Annotated in this window: 19 protein-coding genes; 8 read left to right on the top strand and 11 right to left on the bottom strand. The window is 40.4% G+C overall.

Going from position 1 to position 17,654, the window contains the following annotated elements; translation table 11 throughout:
* Positions 1–9 precede the first annotated feature (9 nt).
* Genes mog through BKG94_RS04035 form a run of 3 tightly spaced genes read left to right on the top strand, consistent with a single transcriptional unit; the run spans position 10 to position 1,986 of the window.
* On the top strand, positions 10–603 hold the full coding sequence (gene mog, locus BKG94_RS04045) for a molybdopterin adenylyltransferase (protein ID WP_077434451.1): 594 nt from the start codon (positions 10–12) through the stop codon (positions 601–603).
* Between the two features lies 1 nt (position 604).
* The gene (gene glnB, locus BKG94_RS04040) at positions 605–943 is read left to right on the top strand and encodes a nitrogen regulatory protein P-II (protein WP_077415422.1); all 339 of its coding nucleotides are present in this window, start codon (positions 605–607) and stop codon (positions 941–943) included.
* Entirely contained in the window at positions 943–1,986 is a 1,044-nt protein-coding gene (locus tag BKG94_RS04035; protein ID WP_077434449.1) for an AI-2E family transporter, read from the top strand. Before glnB ends, BKG94_RS04035 begins: the two co-directional genes overlap by 1 nt.
* Positions 1,987–2,139: 153 nt before the next feature.
* On the opposite strand, the gene BKG94_RS04030 is transcribed toward BKG94_RS04035, so the two are convergent.
* The 3 genes from BKG94_RS04030 to nhaB form a co-directional block, all read right to left on the bottom strand.
* Entirely contained in the window at positions 2,140–2,940 is an 801-nt protein-coding gene (locus BKG94_RS04030) for a glycosyltransferase family 25 protein (protein WP_077434447.1), read from the bottom strand.
* 106 nt (positions 2,941–3,046) lie between these two features.
* Positions 3,047–3,580: a disulfide bond formation protein DsbB gene (dsbB, locus tag BKG94_RS04025; protein WP_077434445.1), complete on the bottom strand. Its 534-nt coding sequence runs from the start codon at positions 3,578–3,580 to the stop codon at positions 3,047–3,049.
* 9 nt (positions 3,581–3,589) lie between these two features.
* Positions 3,590–5,131, bottom strand: coding sequence for a Na(+)/H(+) antiporter NhaB (gene nhaB, locus BKG94_RS04020; protein ID WP_077434443.1), 1,542 nt, complete (start codon positions 5,129–5,131; stop codon positions 3,590–3,592).
* 135 nt (positions 5,132–5,266) lie between these two features.
* On the opposite strand from nhaB, the gene fadR reads away from it, so the two are divergent.
* The 4 genes from fadR to ruvX are packed head-to-tail and all read left to right on the top strand — an operon-like array spanning position 5,267 to position 7,766.
* Positions 5,267–5,992, top strand: coding sequence for a fatty acid metabolism transcriptional regulator FadR (gene fadR / locus BKG94_RS04015; RefSeq protein WP_077434555.1), 726 nt, complete (start codon positions 5,267–5,269; stop codon positions 5,990–5,992).
* 57 nt (positions 5,993–6,049) lie between these two features.
* Positions 6,050–6,787: a 16S rRNA (uracil(1498)-N(3))-methyltransferase gene (gene rsmE, locus BKG94_RS04010; protein ID WP_077434553.1), complete on the top strand. Its 738-nt coding sequence runs from the start codon at positions 6,050–6,052 to the stop codon at positions 6,785–6,787.
* Positions 6,784–7,344, top strand: a complete 561-nt coding sequence (locus BKG94_RS04005; RefSeq protein WP_077434441.1) for a YqgE/AlgH family protein — start codon at positions 6,784–6,786, stop codon at positions 7,342–7,344. The genes rsmE and BKG94_RS04005 overlap by 4 nt, the downstream gene beginning before the upstream one ends.
* On the top strand, positions 7,344–7,766 hold the full coding sequence (ruvX, locus tag BKG94_RS04000) for a Holliday junction resolvase RuvX (RefSeq protein WP_077434439.1): 423 nt from the start codon (positions 7,344–7,346) through the stop codon (positions 7,764–7,766). The genes BKG94_RS04005 and ruvX overlap by 1 nt, the downstream gene beginning before the upstream one ends.
* A gap of 36 nt (positions 7,767–7,802) precedes the next feature.
* Here ruvX and pgeF read toward each other — a convergent pair whose 3' ends face one another.
* Both pgeF and rluD read right to left on the bottom strand, forming a co-directional pair.
* On the bottom strand, positions 7,803–8,537 hold the full coding sequence (gene pgeF, locus BKG94_RS03995) for a peptidoglycan editing factor PgeF (protein WP_077434437.1): 735 nt from the start codon (positions 8,535–8,537) through the stop codon (positions 7,803–7,805).
* 1 nt (position 8,538) lies between these two features.
* Positions 8,539–9,513, bottom strand: a complete 975-nt coding sequence (gene rluD / locus BKG94_RS03990; protein WP_077434435.1) for a 23S rRNA pseudouridine(1911/1915/1917) synthase RluD — start codon at positions 9,511–9,513, stop codon at positions 8,539–8,541.
* Between the two features lie 110 nt (positions 9,514–9,623).
* Here rluD and BKG94_RS03985 point away from each other — a divergent pair, with 110 nt between their 5' ends.
* Positions 9,624–10,415, top strand: a complete 792-nt coding sequence (locus tag BKG94_RS03985) for an outer membrane protein assembly factor BamD (protein ID WP_077434433.1) — start codon at positions 9,624–9,626, stop codon at positions 10,413–10,415.
* A gap of 93 nt (positions 10,416–10,508) precedes the next feature.
* On the opposite strand, the gene BKG94_RS09990 is transcribed toward BKG94_RS03985, so the two are convergent.
* From BKG94_RS09990 to pnp, 6 genes are all read right to left on the bottom strand, one after another.
* Positions 10,509–10,658 (bottom strand): hypothetical protein, encoded by a 150-nt coding sequence (locus BKG94_RS09990; RefSeq protein WP_167377231.1) that lies wholly within the window; start codon positions 10,656–10,658, stop codon positions 10,509–10,511.
* Positions 10,659–10,667: 9 nt separating this feature from the next.
* Complete coding sequence (gene mltF / locus BKG94_RS03980) at positions 10,668–12,095, bottom strand: membrane-bound lytic murein transglycosylase MltF (protein ID WP_077434431.1); 1,428 nt, start codon at positions 12,093–12,095, stop codon at positions 10,668–10,670.
* 33 nt (positions 12,096–12,128) lie between these two features.
* A complete protein-coding gene (locus tag BKG94_RS10080; RefSeq protein WP_279626247.1) occupies positions 12,129–12,254 on the bottom strand; it encodes a hypothetical protein in 126 nt (41 codons plus the stop codon).
* A 218-nt stretch (positions 12,255–12,472) separates the two neighbouring features.
* Complete coding sequence (locus tag BKG94_RS03970; protein WP_077434427.1) at positions 12,473–14,275, bottom strand: DEAD/DEAH box helicase; 1,803 nt, start codon at positions 14,273–14,275, stop codon at positions 12,473–12,475.
* A gap of 68 nt (positions 14,276–14,343) precedes the next feature.
* Positions 14,344–15,288 (bottom strand): lipoprotein NlpI, encoded by a 945-nt coding sequence (gene nlpI, locus BKG94_RS03965; RefSeq protein ID WP_077434425.1) that lies wholly within the window; start codon positions 15,286–15,288, stop codon positions 14,344–14,346.
* Between the two features lie 85 nt (positions 15,289–15,373).
* The gene (pnp, locus tag BKG94_RS03960; RefSeq protein ID WP_077434423.1) at positions 15,374–17,506 is read right to left on the bottom strand and encodes a polyribonucleotide nucleotidyltransferase; all 2,133 of its coding nucleotides are present in this window, start codon (positions 17,504–17,506) and stop codon (positions 15,374–15,376) included.
* Between the last annotated feature and the right edge of the window lie 148 nt (positions 17,507–17,654).

Here is a 17,654-nt window from a genome sequence, read left to right as displayed (position 1 = left end):
AGGAAAAATATGACCGCACTTTTAAAAATCGGCCTTGTTTCCGTGTCTGACAGAGCTTCATCAGGCATTTATCAAGATCAGGGCATCCCCGAATTACAGACTTGGTTAGAAAAGGCATTAATCGATCCTTTCTATGTGGAAACCCGATTAATTCCTGACGAACAAAGCATTATTGAGCAAACTCTCAAAGAATTGGTCGATGAACAAGGTTGTCATCTTGTGTTAACCACAGGGGGAACGGGACCGGCAAAACGTGATGTGACCCCCGATGCCACCTTAGCGGTTGCTGATCGTGAAATGCCCGGTTTTGGAGAGCAAATGCGTCAAGTGAGTTTACACTTTGTTCCTACGGCGATTTTATCCCGCCAAGTTGGTGTGATTCGCAAAGAAAGCTTGATTTTAAACCTACCGGGACAGCCTAAAGCAATTAAAGAAACCTTAGAAGGGGTGAAAGACCAAGAAGGCAACGTGCTGGTGAAAGGGATTTTCAGCGCTGTGCCTTATTGTTTACAGCTCATTAACGGAGTGTATATTGATACCCACCCTGAGCTGATTGAAAGTTTCCGCCCAAAATCGGCAAGACGGGAAAATTTGGAGAAATAAAATGAAAAAAATTGAAGCAATGATTCGCCCTTTTAAATTAGATGATGTACGTGAAAACCTTTCCGATATCGGCATTAGCGGGATGACAGTGACCGAAGTACGAGGTTTCGGTCGCCAAAAAGGGCATACGGAACTTTATCGTGGGGCAGAATATATGGTGGATTTTCTACCAAAAGTGAAAATGGAAATCGTCGTCCCGGATGATTTACTCGAACAATGCCTTGAAACCATTGTTGAAACCTGCCAAACCGGCAAAATCGGCGATGGAAAAATTTTTGTTTATGATGTTGAGCGGGTGATCCGTATTCGTACCGGTGAAGAAAATGAGGAAGCCATTTAGTGGAAAATAATGTAAATTTATACCGCACTTTGTTGGGGATTGCCGCCGTTATTATTATTTTAGCCGGCGTTAAATTAGCAGCTGAAATCGTAGTGCCGTTTTTGTTGGCACTTTTTATTGCTATTATTTGCTCTCCTATTATTAAGGTAATGACCGTCCGCCGAATTCCCCACTGGCTTGCGATGGTATTGCTATTTATCTTGATTTCCCTCATTTTCTTCTTTTTGCTGGGATTGATTAATAGCAGCGCACGGGAGTTTACCCAATCTATTCCTCAATATAAAATTTTGCTTTCCGAACGAGTGAACGACCTGATGGCGTTGGCGCAACGTTTCAATTTACCGTTCTCTTTTTCACGAGAGACCGTTCAGGAACATTTCGACCCAAGTATCATTATGAATTTTGTTAGTCGTGTGTTACTTAATTTCTCTGGTGTGGTGAGCAATGTGTTCGTCTTAGTGCTTGTCGTCATTTTTATGCTTTCTGAAGCCCCTACAATGAAACACAAATTTGCTGTAGTGATAAGCTCTACACCGAATGATGTGGAAAAGGAAGAGCGTCATATTGATCGCATTTTACAAGGGGTGATTGGCTACCTTGGAATTAAAACGATCACAAGCCTGTTGACAGGGATTGCAGTGTTTATTCTGTTGGAGGTTTGTGGCGTGCAATATGCCATTTTGTGGGCAACATTAAGTTTCTTACTCAATTATATTCCGAATATCGGTTCGATCATTGCTGCCATTCCTATTATCGTACAGGCTCTATTATTGAATGGTTTTGGTATTGGTTTTGCTGTAACGACCGGAGTGATTGTCATCAATATGGTGATTGGGAATATTCTTGAACCCAAAATGATGGGGCAACGTCTTGGGCTTTCCACTTTAGTGGTTTTCCTTTCCCTCTTATTTTGGGGCTGGCTGTTGGGGACAGTGGGAATGTTACTCTCCGTTCCCCTGACGATGGCACTAAAAATCGCCTTAGAATCCAGCCCGAACACGGTGAAATATGCCGCCTTGTTGGGCGATGTGGAAAGCGATTAAAATTTTTGAGAGATATAAAAAGTGCGGTCAATTTTGACCGCACTTTATTTAAAGGGAATGGGGTTACCAAGCCCATTTTCAATGTGTTTTCGGTGTTTTTATACCTTGGTTAAACTAATGGTGTAATTATGTTGCGAATAAGAACTTCTTATTTTATTTAAATGGGATATAGGCATTTAAAATTTTATCTAACTTTTTTCTAAAAGGTCTTGTTAATTCTCTATATATTTTAAAAAATAAATTTATTTTCTTTCTTTTTTTCTCACTTTCTTCACTTTTGTATCGGATTTGTCTTTCTTTTTCTAAATAGCTTTCAAATTTAATTTCTTTATTCAGTATAAAATCTTGTATGCATAAAGCCGGTGTCATTTGTAGGACATGATAATGATCATCTGCTAAATATTTTCCAAATATAAGATCATCAATAGGTATAGTTAAATTTTCTTGATGGATACAATCTATAAGGAAGTTAATTCCCTTTGAAGTTACAAGATATCCTGCCGCACCAGCATGTCTCTTTTTTAATCTAAACAATTTTCTATTAAGGATTTTAGTTTCTGTTTTAAATATTGTAGGTAAACGATCATATTTATTTGTTTCTAATTTTAAAATATGTGTATTTGGGGGTAAGTAATTAATATTAAGTAATTTATTGGCATCTTCACCTAGATAAATATCGTCTTCAAAAATACAGATGTACTCTAATTTTTGATCTTTTGCCAAATGCCATAAAGCAATATGGCTTAATGCACAGGCAATTTCTCCTTTTGTTAAGGTAGTATTTGAGATATCAATATTTAATTCATTAGCTTTTTGGTGAATTTGCTCAAGGGTTATAGCATCAAAAAATTCAAAAGGAATATTTTGTTTGCCAAATTCATTTTCAATGTGCTTTCGGCGTTTTTGTGCTGTAGTTAAACTAATGACATAATTGCGTTGTGCTATATTTTGCATAAATTTTGCCTATAAATAAGATTAAGTTCATAAAATATCATTATCTTAATGAGTTCCCAAAATAAACAATTTTAGGAACGTCAAATTTAGAAATACTTTAAACTTCCTAATTAAACAACATTCTCTGCTTTCTGCTTTTCTTCACCTGAGCAATCAGTATGACCACAAGGATAAGCACATATACTGCAAAGATAAATACTAACCATTGCACCATGGTGATACCGAAGAGCGACCACTGACTGTTATCACAGGAACCGGTTGGGTTGAAAATGCTTGGGAGCCATTGGTGGAAGGGCAGGGTTTCCGGGAAATTCGGGATAAATTCACATTGTTTCCACGGGGCTGGGTTCATTTGGAGATCAAGGTGGCGGATGGAAATCATCAGCCCCTTAATGCCACTAAATAAACCTAACGCAAGGGCGATTAAACGCACAATTAGTGAACGAGGTGCGAGAAAACCAATAATGCCCGCAAAAAATAAACCACTCATTGCCAAACGCTCATACACACAAAGCACGCAGGGTTGCAACCCCATACCGTATTGGAAATAAAGTGCGGTCAATTCTAAGGCTAAACTTGAAAATGCAAGTAATAACCACGATGAGCGTTTTTCTGAAAATTGTTTAAATAATGCGAGCATATGTTTTCCTTAAATTGGCTGAATTAGTCCTAAATTTGCCAACCAGACGGTGGCAGCCGGTAAAATATATTCAATGGCAAATAAGCCCACTAAGGATAGCACAAGGGTGTAAGGTAATGCCATGTAAACCATTCTGCCATAAGAGAGACGAATTAATGGGGCAAGCGATGAGGTTAATAAGAACAAGAATGCCGCTTGACCGTTTGGCGTTGCGACAGATGGCAAGTTTGTTCCAGTATTGATTGCCACAGCAAGTAATTCGAATTGATGTGGGCTAATCACACCGTTAGTGAGCGCTGCTTTAACCTCGTTAATATATACTGTCGCTACGAAAACGTTATCGGAAATAGCGGAGAGTAAGCCGTTAAAGGCATAGAATAAAACAAGTTGCGTACTTTCGCTTGCGGATAACACATAGTGAATAATCGGTGAGAAAAGTTTTTGATCAATAATCACGGCAACGACGGTAAAGAACACCACGAGTAATGCGGTAAAAGGTAAGGATTCTTGGAAAGCCTTACCGATAATGTGTTCATTTGTAATGCCGGTAAACGCTGTGGCGAGGACGATTACACTTAAACCGATTAAACCTACGGCAGCTAAGTGGAAAGCGAGACCAATAACTAACCAAAGCGCAATGAGAGCTTGGAAGAATAACTTCATTTTCTCTTGCTTTGACATTTTTTGTGTATTATTACGATCTAAACGTGCCAACACAGCCCAGACTTTACGGGGAAGTTTTGCGCCATAACCGAATAATTTAAATTTTTCCACTAAGTAGCAAGTGAGCAAACCACAGGCTAAAACAGGCAAGGTAACGGGCGCCATACGGAAGAAAAATTCAATAAAGTTCCAATTTGCTTGTTCTGCGATAATTAAATTTTGTGGTTCACCCACCATCGTCATCACACCGCCGAGTGCGGTTCCGACACCGGCATGCATCATTAAACTTCTTAAAAATGCACGGAATTGTTCTAATGTAGCACGTTTATCGCCTAATTTATCATCGTTAGTGATGTCAACGAGATCATTTAATTTATTCCCTGAGGCGACTTTGTGATAGACACCATAAAAGCCCATAGCGACACTAATAATGACAGCAACGACCGTTAGCGCATCTAAAAACGCGGATAAAAATGCGGCGCTGAGACAGAAGGCTAAAGAAAGGGTAATTTTAGATTCAATGGCGACCAGCAATCGGGTAAACACAAACAACAAGAGTTGTTTCATAAAATAAATGCCGGCAACCATAAACATCAACAATAAGATAACTTCAAAATTTGACATAATTTCAGCTTTTACATGGGCCGGATTTGTCATGCCAATGATAATTGCCTCAATCGCAAGTAATCCACCCGGCTGCAACGGATAGCATTTTAATGCCATGGCGAGTGTGAAAATAAACTCGGCAACTAAAACCCAACCGGCAAGGAAAGGGCTAATAAAAAAGAAAATAATTGGGTTGGCAATTAGAAAAATGATGATGGCGAGCTTATACCAATCCGGGCTTGCACCAAGAAAATTTTTCATTAAGGCCTGTGTGTAAGTCATAAATGGCTCCTGTTTTTTTATAATGCGCTCATTGTAATATAGAGTGCTTTAAAGGATAATAACGAAAATAAAAATTTGTTGAATAAGTCACATTTTTTTGATCTTGTTAGGTTTTTTTCCTAACATCTGATGATTATGAATACAGAAAATACACTTTTAAAAGCACAAAGCCCGGCAGCACTGGCTGAGGAATATATCGTGAAAAGTATTTGGGAGGATGTGTTTCCCGCCGGGACTCATTTACCTTCAGAACGCGATCTTGCGGAGAAAATCGGTGTAACCCGCACGACATTACGCGAAGTGTTGCAGCGTTTGGCACGTGACGGTTGGCTGACTATTCAACATGGCAAGCCGACAAAAATAAACAATATTTGGGACACCGCCAGTCCGAGCATTATTGAAACGTTAATCACGCTTGATCAAAGCTCAGCGCCTTTGATTATTGATAATATGCTATCGCTGCGTAGTAAAATGTCGGAATTTTATATTTATGAAGCGGTGAAAAAATCCCCTCAGCAATCTGCCATGCTGTTTGATGACTTAAATGAATTAAAAAATACGGCGGAAGATTATACTGAATTTGATTATCGTGTTTTTCGTCAATTTACCGTATTGGCAAATAAACCTTTTTATCGTTTAATTTTCAATAGTTTAAAAGGTGTATATCAAAAAATAGGTTTACTCTTTTTTAGTTGTGAAAAACATCGTGAACTCACTAAACAATTTTATGTGGAATTGCAGCAAATTTGCCAAGCAGGTAATGCCGATGCTGTGGTAGATTGCATCCGCAAACATAATTTGCGTTCTGCCACTTATTGGAGTGCGATTCTGGAACGTTTACCGCACAGTTTTTCTAATTAACCCAAGAAAGTGCGGTTAAATCAACCGCACTTTTTACTTTATCTCTTTCAATATATTATGCGCATACCCCGAATTTATCACCCCGAAGCTCTTGAAAATCGCACTCAATGCCAACTTTCTGATGAGGCGGCAAATCACGTTGGGCGAGTGCTCCGTATGACTGAAGGCGAACAAATTGAACTTTTTGATGGTAGTAACCACATTTATCCTGCCCGCATTATTGAAGCCGGTAAAAAATCGGTGAAAGTCGACATTCTAGGGCGTGAATTTGTCGATAAAGAATCAAACCTCAAAATTCATTTGGGGCAGGTGATTTCTCGTGGCGAGCGTATGGAATTTACTATTCAAAAATCCGTTGAATTGGGCGTGAATGTGATTACACCGCTTTGGTCGGAACGCTGTGGCGTGAAATTAGATGGCGATCGCATGGATAAAAAAATCCAACAATGGCAAAAAATTGCGATTGCTGCCTGTGAGCAATGTGGCAGAAATGTGATCCCGGAAATTCGTCCATTGATGAAATTACAAGATTGGTGCGCAGAAAACGATGGCGCATTAAAGTTGAATTTACATCCCCGAGCCCAATATTCCATTAGAACCTTGCCAATAATCCCAAAAGAAGGGGTACGCTTGTTGATTGGTTCTGAAGGCGGATTATCTCCGCATGAAATTGCCCAAACGGAACAGCAAGGTTTTACTGAAATTTTATTAGGAAAGCGTGTGTTGCGCACAGAAACCGCCTCTTTAGCGGCGATTAGCGCACTGCAAATTTGTTTTGGAGATTTAGGTGAATGATGGATTTACAAGGACAACTTTTAATTGCCATGCCACATCTGGCGGATTATTTTCACCGTACGGTCGTTTTTGTTTGTGAACATAATGAGCAAGGTTCTATGGGAATTGTGATTAATCAACCCACCGATCTCAGCATTGCGGAGCTTTATAACAAATTAAATTTTATGATGAAAAACGACCGCACTTTTGATGATGCGATGGTGGTGGCGGGTGGTCCAATGCATACTGAACGTGGCTTTATTGTTCATAAAAATAGTCTCGTTGATTTTCAGCACAGCTATAAGATCACCGATGATCTTAGCTTAACTACTTCGGCAGATGTGGTGGATACCTTCGGTTCTTTACAAGCACCGGAAAAGTACCTTGTGGCATTGGGTTGTGCCGGTTGGTCGGCAGGGCAATTAGAACAAGAAATCGCTGATAATGCGTGGCTTGTCGTGCCGTCAAATGATAGGATTTTATTTGATACCCCTTACGAAGAGCGCTATCTTGCGGCAAATCAATTGCTCGGCATCAATATGCATAATTTTGCGACTTCACAAGTAGGGCATAGTTAATGAACATTACCGCTCTCGCTTTTGATTTTGGGATGAAAAGTATCGGCTGTGCTGTGGGGCAAAGTATCACCGGCACGGCTCAAGCATTGCCGGCATTTAAAGCACAAGATGGCATTCCTAATTGGGATGCCATTGCTAAATGCCTACAAGAGTGGAAACCGGATGTGGTGGTGGTTGGGCTGCCACTCAATATGGACGGAACCGAACAAGAACTCACGTTAAAAGCAAAGAAATTTGCCAACCGCTTAAATGGACGATTTGGTGTGAAAGTGGCGTTACAAGATGAGCGTCTTACAACAACGGAAGCGCGGAGTGAAATTTTTGAACGTGGCGGTTTCCGTGCATTGAAAAAGGGTAAAGTGGATGGCATTTCAGCCTGTTTGATTTTAGAGAGTTGGTTTGAGAATAACCCGGATTTTTGATGAGAGAGTGAGGTTTAAATGAAAACCTCTCAATGTCTAATCGAACCAAATAACACTTGCCATTCTGCCGGTTTTCCCTTCCCGCCGATAAGAGAAAAAGCGATCTTTTTCATTAAAGGTGCAATAGTCTCCACCGGAAATTTCCGTAATACCCAATTTATTTAAGCGTTGTGTAGCGAGCTGATAAAGATTGCCGAAATATTTTCCCTGTTGAGATGGATCTGCGATGAAAGCGGTCTCTGCAATAGGGTCAACGCACATAAATTGTTCAATCACCTCTTTTCCCACCTGAAATGCACGAGGTCCGATGGCAGGGCCGAGCCAAGCAATAATATCTTGTGGCCGGGCTTGAAAACATTTTACTGTTTCTTCCAATATTCCATCGCATAATCCACGCCAACCTGCGTGAGCCGCAGCAACTTCATTGCCTTGTTTGGTTGTAAAAAGTACCGGCAAACAATCGGCGGTCATCACCGTGCATACTTGATGAGGTTGATTGGTATAAACCGCATCGGCTTCAAAATTATTACCGGAGTAGGGCAATTGAATGACATTGGTGCTGTGGGTTTGAGTGAGAAATAACGGGGAATGGGGTAAATGGAATTTTTCCACCAATAAAGTGCGGTTTGTTTTGACCGCACTTTTTTCATCGCCCACATGATCACCTAAATTAAAACTTTCAAAGGGTGCTTTGCTTATCCCGCCTTCACGTGTAGTAGTAAAAGCGCGAATATTAGAGGGAACTTGCCATTTTGGAAAAATCGCTTGCATATTAATAATCCAAGTTGTCTTTGTGTTCAATATAATCCGCTTTTAGGGCATTAAGCAATTCGACAAAATCCTCCGGTAGAGGAGCGTGCCATTCCATCATTTCACCGCTAATAGGATGTGCTAAACGTAACATGACGGCGTGCAAAGCTTGACGTTTAAAATTACGCAAGACTTCCATAAAATTTTCACTGGCATTTTTGGGCGGACGAGGGCGACCGCCATAAGTTTGATCGCCTAATAGTGGGTGGGCAATATGTGCCATGTGTACACGAATTTGATGGGTTCTTCCCGTTTCTAAACGTAAACGTAGGCGGGTATAGTTGCGAAAATTTTCCATAATACGGTAGTGGGTTACCGCCGGTTTTCCCATTGGGTGAACCGCCATAAGCGTACGTTTAGTCGCGTGGCGTGCCATTGGCTGATCAACCGAACCGCCTTTGGTCATAATGCCGGAGGCAACGGCTTCGTATTCACGGGTAATTTTTCGTTTTTGTAAATCACGTACCAGTTTTGTTTGGGCGGGAATTGTTTTTGCCACTACCATTAGACCGGTAGTATCTTTATCTAAACGATGCACAATACCTGCCCGTGGTACTTCGGCAATTGGCGGATAGTGATAAAGCAGGGCATTCAATACCGTGCCGTTCGGATTGCCCGCACCGGGGTGAACAACAAGATCTTTCGGTTTATTAATCACAATAATATCATCATCTTCATAGACGATATTAAGTGGAATGTTCTCAGGTTCAAAGCGTGTTTCATCTTCTACCTCTACGGTGATTTTGATGTGTTCACCGCCGAATACTTTTTCACGAGGTATATTGGCAATGCGATCGTTGATTTTCACAAGATCTGCTTCAATCCAAGTTTTTAGACGTGATCGGGAGTATTCAGGGAACAACTCGGCAAGGGTTTGGTCTAAGCGCTGTCCGATGTGTTCAGGTTGTACTTCAGCCGAAAGGGTTATTTGTGGCATAAAAATTTATCTCAATAAGTTTAAAAAGTTGGCTTATTTATTAATGTTCTATACAATGTCAGCTAATTGTATCTTATTTATTAGTTTTCGTAAAAATTAAGGAAAAAACAATGCGTAAAATGAAATCATTGGCTTTGCTTGCTGTAGTATTTGCTGTGATCGGTTGTTCAAGCGGTAACAAAGAAGTTGAGCAATTATCGGTAGATGAGCTTTACAATAAAGGCGCCACTTCTTTACAAGAAGGAGGGTATTCTGAAGCTATTCGTTATTTAAATGCGACAACAGAACGTTTCCCGGGAAGCACATATCAAGAACAAGCCATGTTGGATCTCATTTATGCAAACTATAAGTCGCAAGAATATACTGCAGTATTGGTGACGGTAGATAATTTCTTGAACCAATTCCCGCAAAGCCCGAATCGTGATTATGCAGTGTATATGGCAGGTTTAACGAATGTTGCAACAGCGGATAATGCTATTCAGGATTTCTTTGGAATCGATCGCGCAACACGTGAAACGACTTCTTTAAAAACCGCATTTTCAAATTTCCAAAGTTTAATACGTGCGTTTCCTAATAGTCCTTATTCACAAGATGCCTTAGCCCGTATGGTTTATATTAAAGATTCTTTAGCACGCCACGAATTAGAAATTGCGAAATTCTATGCCAAGCGTAATGCGGATGTTGCGGTGGCGAATCGAGTAGTAGGAATGTTGCAATTATATCCTGATGCACAAGCGACTTATGAAGGTTTATTCTTGATGCGTGATGCCTATCAAAAAATGGGATTAGCCACTTTGGCAAACCAAACCCAACAAATTATTGATGCAAATAAGGATAAACAGTTTGCAAAAGTAGAAAAGCCGGAAGAGCCTGAATTGGTTGTACCTACTGCAACAAAATAATTGAATAAAAGCCCTGATATCAGTATCGGGGCTTTTATTTGTAAATTCCTTAAAATTCAACCGCACTTTTGGAAATAAGCGTGCGGTTTTTATTTAACAATAAATTTCTTGTATAACAAATTGCATCGCATGGCGCTCAAATTGCTTTTGTTTACGATGTTTTAATCGTCTTAAACGTAAGTTACGTGAAGTGGAGATATCACGGGATTTTATTTTTTTTAAAAAAGTTTTGCGTTTTAACATCTTACTCTCCTATTCTTGTTTGTTTTCCATGATATTTTCAGTTTCAGTATCATTATTGTTCTGATTTTCCTGAACACGATGATAGTTAACAATGCTTTTCATATAGCGACGGATATTTTCTACATATTGGTAGGCCTCATAACCACGGGCATAGCCATACTTCAGAGTATTATAATGACGTTTTTCTGCCAATAAGGGTAAATTATTTTTTACATCAAGCCAATTATCCGGATTTCCCCCTAATTTTTTTGTTAAACGACGTACATCCAGTACATGACCTAATCCCATATTATAGGCGGCAAGGGCATACCAAATTCGATCTTCTTGGGCGATACTGTCAGGTATTTGGGTCAATAACCAGTGTAAATAATCTGATCCCGCTTTGATACTTTGTTCCGGATCCGTTCGATTGCTGATTTTCATTCGTTCAGCGGTATCTCTCGTCAGCATCATCATTCCCCGTACTCCGGTAGGCGACGTTGCATCCGGGTTCCAGTGTGACTCTTGATATGCCATCGCAGCCAATAGACGCCAGTCCAACGAGCCTTTGTATTTTTCAAAGAGCGGTTGATATTGTGGAAGAATTTTTTCAATAGCATCTAAATAGGCTCGGCTATCGACATAATCAAATTGAGCAATATGACGGAAATATTTTTCTTCAATGCGATCAATTAAACCGGTATCTAAAGCATTGTTCATAAAATCTAATAAACTGGCTTGCAGTTCATTATAGGAATTATTGGCGAGGTACCAATGGACGGTAGCCTCATCTGTTAAATCAAAGGCTATCGCAAGATTGGGGCGGATTTGTTGTGTCGTTGCGACATCAATGGAATTGGCGATAGTGTAAGGAATTTTCCCTTCTGCAACTTGAATTAATAATTCTTCTTGTGTGAGCTGCTTGTTGTTTTTCCACTGTAACTCTGGAAATTTTTTCTTAAATTGGGTCAATAACTCATTAAGTTCTTCCCCGCCGGCAATCGTGATTTCTTGTTGTATTTGGCTTAAATCTTTTGGTCGGTTTTCTCCTTTTTTATAGACCAGTTGCCAAGATGCAGAGGTATAAGCCGGACCGATTTGGAATTGTTCCGCGCGGCGAGGGTGGTAGAGTAAATTGGCGGCGGCAAAATCAATTTGGTTATTTTCGAGAGAATTAAAAAGTGCATCTGTATTCTCAAGGGTTTTAATTTCCAGCTTAACACCTAAATAATCAGCAAAATTTTTTGCCAATTCATATTCTAAGCCGGATTCTCCCTCAGGACCGATCAAATAATAAATAGGATTATTGATTGTTCCAACAATAAGGCTGCCTCGTGATTTAATGGTAGTATAGTGATTTTCTTCCGATTGCATTATTTTCTGCCAAGGAAAAACCATATCAACCGCCCAAAGTAGCAGAGCAAGTGCAGCGATAATACGTAAAAATAAACCTTTCAAATATGTGTTCCTATTTATAAGCGTATCAAATAGCTAATCTATATCCGATGAATGATGCCAACGTTTTTTCTGATTGATATCATCATATTCATCAAGTAGATGGTATTTAAAATCAATGGAATCAAAGACTTCATTGATAAATTTCTGTGTTTTATTCATATTGGAAACGACTTTATCATCATAGTTTGGTTCATTATCATAATTTAATTTTTCATAGATGTGAATCTCCAACAACCAAGCGCAATTTTTATATTGTTCTTCTTGCTATTTTTCTTCTAAGTCTTGATTTGGAATAATAGCAATGAATGTTTTCATTTCTTTATTCCTAATAGAAAGGGTAGGGATATATTCTATCTCTACCCTTACCGATATTAGGATTAACCGCGTCGTTCTCTTCGCGGTTTCTCGTTAAAAGAGCGGTTGTTTTTTTCGTTGAATTTACGCCCGCGATCATCGTGACTAAAATCATTGCCACGACCTTTTCGTTTACCTCGGGAATCATCATTATTACGATGACCTTCTGATTTCACCGCACCTAAGAATGACATTCTCATTTGTTTATTTAGCACGCGGGTTTTGCCGAATTGTTGGAGCAATTCTTTTGGCATACCCTGTGGTAATTCCACGGTGGTGTAGTCATCGTAAAGTTTAATGTGACCGATGTAACGACTATTAATATCCCCTTCATTGGCAATTGCACCAACAATATGACGAACCTCAACGCCATCCATTCTGCCGACTTCAATGCGGTATAAATCCATCGGTTGTGGATTACCATAGCCTTTGCGCTCGCCACGACGTTCTGCTGAACGAGGGTTATCACGGCGTTCGCCACGATCATTACGGCGGCGTTTTTCCATTGGTGGATCCGGTGGAAGGATTAATTTTTGTTTACCTTGAAGCAACATAAGCATTGCCGCTGCAATATCTTCTTGATCTTGATCAGCAGTAAATAAATCTTCCAATAAACTGCGATATTGCTCTAAATCATGATGCTCAAGTTGTTTGGTGATTTTCGCCACGAATTTTTTACGACGACATTCTTGCAATATTAAATGATTCGGTAGTTCCACTTCATTAATCGGTTTTTTCATCAAGTGTTCAATATTGCGTAGTAAGCGACGCTCGCGTGGTTCTACAAATAATAATGCGCGACCGGAACGACCGGCACGACCGGTACGGCCAATACGGTGAACATAAGATTCGGCATCAAGCGGAATATCGTAGTTCACTACAAGACTGATACGCTCAATATCAATACCACGAGCAGCAACATCTGTGGCGACAACAATATCAAGGCTACCATTACGTAAGCGATCAAGGGTCTGTTCACGTAGTTGTTGGGTCATATCGCCATTAAGTGCGGCGGAACGGAAACCGTTTTTTTCCAAAAGTTCGGTAATGTCTAATGTGCCGGTTTTGGTGCGGGCAAAGATAATTGCCGCATCAAAATCTTCCACTTCTAAGAAACGAAGAAGCGCTTCATTTTTGCGTACACCATTAACATACCAACAACTTTGTTCAATATCCGGCGCATTCTCATTATTGACTTTAATTTTTACCTCTTCAGGATTATTCATAAAGCGTTTAGTAATACGACGAATCGGCTCCGGCATGGTGGCAGAGAAAAGCGCGGTTTGATGATGTTCCGGTAATTCAGCCATAACGGTTTCAACGTCGTCAATAAAGCCCATACGCAACATTTCATCGGCTTCATCCAATACAATGAAACGAAGTTCGGATAAATCTAAGGTACCCCGACGAATATGATCAAGAATACGACCCGGTGTTCCCACCACCACTTGTGCACCTTGTTTTAATGCGCGTAGTTGAATATCGTAACGTTGTCCGCCGTAAAGGGTTACAACACGTATGCCTTGAATATGTTTTATAAATTGATCGCAGGCATCCGCTACTTGAATGGCAAGTTCACGTGTCGGTGCCATTACTAACATTTGTGGGTGTTTGGCTTTAGTATTGATTTGAGCCAATAAAGGCAATGAGAAAGCCGCTGTTTTACCACTGCCGGTTTGTGCCATACCCAATACGTCTTTACCGTTGAGCAAGTGAGGAATACAGGCTTGTTGAATTGGAGAGGGAGTTTCAAAACCTAAGTCTGAAACGGCTTTTAAGATGAACTCAGGTAAGCCTAAGTCATTAAAAGTGATTTTGTCAGTCATTAAAATACTCGAATATAAAAAGGAAAGCTCAAGAGGGCTTTCGGTTTAACTGTTGAATAAAGTACGGTCTAAAAATTTTCTGTTTTTGTAACCGCACTTTGTACTTCTTTTTCCTGTTCTGTTTGAGCCGGTTTTAGTTTCATTAGCTCAAAAGAGGCAAAACGATACTCAACAAAGTTATAAACCTGATTCGCCATAGCCAGTTTAAATAAAGCCGCAGCTTCATCAACCAGCCCTACATTGAGTTTTTGTTTTGCTAGATAAAAATAGGTTTCTGTGAGAATTTCAGCATATTGTTGTGCATTTTCAGCGAATTCGCTGGCACGTTGCTGTAATTCCTCCAAAGAAATATGTCCTAAGTAGTATTGAACGATATTTGTACCCCAGAAGTCCTTTGATAGCCCTTTTGATCGTTCGACAAGGTTTTTGTGGGCTTCTTGCGGTTTTAATTTTTGTTCGTTCAAATACAACCATAAAACACGATAAGGATCGGTTGTATCGGTTTGGTAGAACCGTAAGAAATCTTGTTCGGCAAGATTATAACGCCCTACATAATAAAAATTTAAACCACGATTAAGGTGGGTGTAGTCATAACTTGGATCTAATTCAAACACGGCATTGAAGGTTTCCAATGCACCGTCATAATCTTCTTCAAGTAATAGATAAAGCCCTAAATAATTATACACGGCAGCCATTCTAGGCTGTAATGCAAGGGCTTGAGTAAAATCATAACGTGCGAGTCCCCATAAACCTAGGGAGTCGTATAAAACGCCACGTTCAAAATGCAGCGAGGCATGTTCTTCATTACTCATTTTTCCAACTAATAATACTTGGCTAATTCGTACAATCATCACTTCTTGTTCAAAGTGTAAGTTCGGATTTTGTTCGGCAAGTATTACATGATTTTTAGACACAAAAGCGCCTCTATACTGGACACAGCCGGCAAGAAACAATACCGCACATAAGCCAAATAAATAGGCTAAATAATGGCGAGATAGTCGAAAACACTGCATTGGCTTTCTTCTTGTGTACTAATATTTGTTGGAAGTTATAAAACTTGACGGCATTTACCGTCAAGTTTTGATCGTGTTACCAAGATTATTCTTGTTCTTCTTCAGTAGAATCTTCTTGGTTTATTTCAGCGTCTTGTTTTGGTGCAAGTTCTTTCATTGTCAGACGAATACGGCCTTGGCGATCAATTTCCACTACTTTTACGCTGACTTCTTGACCGACTTGAAGATAATCACTCACTTTTTCTACACGCTCTTCTGCGATTTGCGAAATGTGAACCAATCCTTCTTTATTGCCAACGATAGCAACGAATGCACCGAAATCTGCCAAGCGGGTAACTTTACCTTTATAAACCGCACCGGCTTCAACTTCAGCAACGATTTCTTCAATACGTACCATCACGTTTTTCGCAGCGTTGTTATCAACTGCGGCAATTTTCACTGTACCGTCGTCATCAATATCAATTGACGTTCCGGTTTCTTCGGTTAGTGCACGGATAGTCGCACCGCCTTTACCAATTACATCTTTGATTTTCTTCGGATCGATCTTCATCGTATGAATACGTGGTGCGTAATCAGAAATATCTGCACGAGGTGCCGGAATCGCTTGTTCCATCACACCAAGAATATGCATACGGGCACTTTTCGCTTGATTTAAAGCAATTTGCATAATTTCCGGGGTGATCCCTTCAATCTTAATGTCCATTTGAAGTGCGGTCACACCTTCACGTGTTCCTGCTACTTTAAAGTCCATATCACCGAGATGATCTTCATCACCCAGAATATCGGAAAGTACCACGAATTTTTCTTCTTCTTTCACCAAGCCCATTGCAATACCGGCAACCGCTGCTTTAATTGGCACACCTGCATCCATTAACGCCAATGATGCGCCACATACCGATGCCATTGAAGAAGAACCGTTGGATTCAGTGATTTCGGATACTACACGCACAACATAAGGGAACTCTGCAAGGGTTGGCATGACAGCAGCCACACCACGTTTTGCTAAACGACCATGACCGATTTCACGACGTTTTGGCGAACCGATCATACCGGTTTCACCCACAGAATATGGAGGGAAATTATAGTGGAATAAGAAATGATCGGAACGTTCACCGGTCAATTCATCAATAATTTGTGCATCACGTTCAGTACCGAGCGTGGCAACCGCTAAGGCTTGAGTTTCGCCACGGGTGAAAATTGCCGAACCGTGAGTACGTGGTAATACCCCGGTGCAAATATCTAAAGCACGCACGGTATCAACTGTACGACCATCAATGCGTGGTTCACCGGCAATGATACGGCCACGGACGATTTGACTTTCAAGTGCGGTGAAAATATCAACGATTTTACCTTCACTGATTTCTTCATCTTCTGCGGTAATTTGTGCGATAACATCCGCTTTAATCGCATCAATTTGCTCATAGCGGGTTTGTTTTTCAGTAATGCGATAGGCATCACCTAAACGGGTTTGTGCAATGGCTTTTACTTTATTGATTAAATCGGTGTTTGGCTCAGGTGCAACCCAATCCCAACGAGGTTTACCCGCTTCTGCGGTAAATTCTTTAATCGCTTCAATCACCACTTGTTGTTGTTGATGACCGAATACCACCGCAGATAACATTTGTTCTTCTGTTAAAATGTCCGCTTCGGATTCCACCATTAATACAGCCTTATCCGTTCCTGCCACAACAAGATCCAAACGGCTTTGTTTTTGTTCCGACATGGTTGGATTTAACACAAATTGATTGTTGATAAAACCAACACGTGCCGCACCGATAGGACCGTTAAACGGTACACCGGATAGGGATAATGCGGCAGACGCACCAATCATGGCCACTAAATCCGGGCTGATTTGCGGGTTGACGGAAACAACGGTCGCCACAACTTGGATTTCATTGAAGAAACCTTCTGGGAATAATGGACGGATAGGACGGTCGATTAAACGGGCAATTAAGGTTTCGCCTTCGGATGGGCGACCTTCACGTTTGAAGAATCCACCCGGAATACGACCTGCCGCATAAGTGCGCTCTTGATAATTAACGGTTAATGGGAAGAAATCTTGACCTTCTTTCACATCTTTTTTCGCCACAACGGTAACGAACACGCTAGTGTCGTCCATACTTGCCATCACAGCGGCAGTGGCTTGACGGGCAATCGCACCGGTTTCTAATGTTACAGTGTGTTGACCATATTTAAATTGTTTAACAATTGGATTCACTATGTTTTCCTTTGATTTTGATATTAAAAACAATGCTTTATTTTCCAGATTGCGACTAGCAAAAGAAATCTTTAAGAAAATTAACCGCACTTTTGTGAAAAAATTTCTTTTGTTAGCCGCACGCTAATACAGAAAATAAAACTTGCAC

Source organism: Rodentibacter ratti (assembly GCF_002000485.1).
GTDB classification, from domain to species: domain Bacteria; phylum Pseudomonadota; class Gammaproteobacteria; order Enterobacterales; family Pasteurellaceae; genus Rodentibacter; species Rodentibacter ratti.
Note: the sequence above shows the minus strand (reverse complement) of the source record. Positions and strands in the feature narration are given on the sequence as shown.